This window comes from Paracoccus panacisoli (assembly GCF_042435015.1).
GTDB lineage: Bacteria > Pseudomonadota > Alphaproteobacteria > Rhodobacterales > Rhodobacteraceae > Paracoccus > Paracoccus panacisoli.
This window is the reverse complement of sequence record NZ_JBHMQU010000097.1, coordinates 1-1,541: the sequence shown is the minus strand read 5'-3', so window position 1 is coordinate 1,541 and position 1,541 is coordinate 1. Positions and strand designations below refer to the sequence as shown.

The 1,541-nt window shown below is 60.7% G+C and carries 4 protein-coding genes; 3 read left to right on the top strand and 1 reads right to left on the bottom strand.

Features of this window, described 5'->3' with window-relative positions:
- The 3 genes from ACFHYO_RS15705 to ACFHYO_RS15695 form a co-directional block, all read left to right on the top strand.
- A partial coding sequence (locus ACFHYO_RS15705) for an FAD-dependent oxidoreductase (protein ID WP_394321637.1) occupies nt 1–259 on the top strand: 259 nt, incomplete at its 5' end.
- Nucleotides 260–273: 14 nt separating this feature from the next.
- Nucleotides 274–798 (top strand): c-type cytochrome, encoded by a 525-nt coding sequence (locus ACFHYO_RS15700; RefSeq protein ID WP_394321635.1) that lies wholly within the window; start codon nt 274–276, stop codon nt 796–798.
- A 19-nt stretch (nt 799–817) separates the two neighbouring features.
- Nucleotides 818–1,315: a RidA family protein gene (locus tag ACFHYO_RS15695; protein ID WP_394321633.1), complete on the top strand. Its 498-nt coding sequence runs from the start codon at nt 818–820 to the stop codon at nt 1,313–1,315.
- A 28-nt stretch (nt 1,316–1,343) separates the two neighbouring features.
- On the opposite strand, the gene ACFHYO_RS15690 is transcribed toward ACFHYO_RS15695, so the two are convergent.
- Entirely contained in the window at nt 1,344–1,460 is a 117-nt protein-coding gene (locus tag ACFHYO_RS15690; RefSeq protein WP_394321639.1) for a magnesium transporter, read from the bottom strand.
- Between the last annotated feature and the right edge of the window lie 81 nt (nt 1,461–1,541).

Genomic DNA, 1,541 nt, shown 5'->3' with positions numbered 1-1,541 from the left:
CGGTTCCCATATCCACCCGCAGTACATGGAAGAATTCAAGACCGGCGTCAGCGTGGTCTGGCACCGGGTGCCCTGGACGCTGGGCTGCTATGGCTTGTGGCGCGACCGCGAGGCGAACTACGACCAGGCGACCAAGATTGACGGACGCATCCTGATGGCGGGCGAGCATGTCTCATACATTCCTGCTTGGCAGGAAGGGGCCATAACCTCGGCACTGGACGCCATCTCGCGTCTGCATGACCGTGTCATCAACGGCTAAACGGAGGCAGGACAATGCGTTTTCCAACTTTACTGGCAGCCTTGGCCTTGGCCGCCGCTCCTGCCCCGGCCACGGCCCAGGAGCCGGTCAACGACAACTCATCTGCACCACAAACGTCTGCGCCATCCCCTACAGCAACAGGGGACGGGGCACCGGCAGCAGAGATTAAGACCTTTCAGCCCACCCCATTCGAGTCCCGGCTGTTCCAGGATCCCGACAAGATCACACAGATCGAGGGCGAGGACATCTACCGTGCCCTTTGCGCCGGCTGCCACATGCCTGATGCCAAGGGTGCGGTCGGAGCGGGCAAGTTTCCCGCCTTGGCAGGCAATGAAAACCTGATTGTCGGGGATTACCCTGTCTCGGTCATCGTGAACGGCCTGCACGGGATGCCCCCCTTCCGGCAGGTGTTGGACGACCAGCAAATCCTTGCCGTGGTCGAGTATCTTCAGGGCACGCTCGAGGATACCGAGGTTTTTCCGCCCACGCTTGAAACGGTTCAGGCGGCGCGTGAGGCTGCCGGTCCGTTGCCCGAATAATACCCAAAGGAACATCCGTATGATCCGCCCTAAAGCCTGTCTTGCCGCACTGATCTTGGCAGCGCCCTTTGCCGCCTCTGCCCAGGACGCAGGCATCATCCGCCATCCAATCCCGAGTTCGGATTTTCCCATCGCGCAGGCGATCGAAATTCCGGCCGGCGCCACCCGTGTCCTGCTCAGCGGCACCGTTCCCGCCCCTGCCGATAGTTCGGCCGATCCAAACAGCGTTGCCGCATATGGCGACACCGAGGCGCAGACCGTGTCGGTCCTGAAGCAGATCGAAGCGAAACTTCAGGAAATGGGTTTGTCTATGGGGGACGTGGTCAAGATGCAGGTCTATCTGGTGGCTCCGTCCGAAGAGGCCCCGATGGATTTTGCTGGGTTCATGAAAGGCTATACGCAGTTCTTCGGTACTGACGCGCAGAAGAACTTGCCGACCCGATCGGTGTTTCAGGTCGCCGGTCTGGTCAATCCAGGCTGGCTTGTCGAGATCGAAGTGGAAGCGGTGCGGCCTTGACGCATCGCTGTGCGCGAACTGACCCCGATCACAGGCCGAGCACCCGTGATGCGATGGAAAAATAAACGACTACGCCAACTCCATCCGAGATCGTAGTGACCAGCGGCCCGCTGGCCGTCGCGGGGTTGATGCTCCCTCGCTTCAGTGGACACCTTTGCTAAGCCGTAACCATCCGGTGTCGGCCGCATATGGGCGCTGTTAGGTCATGGGCTTCGAGGCTTTGGGT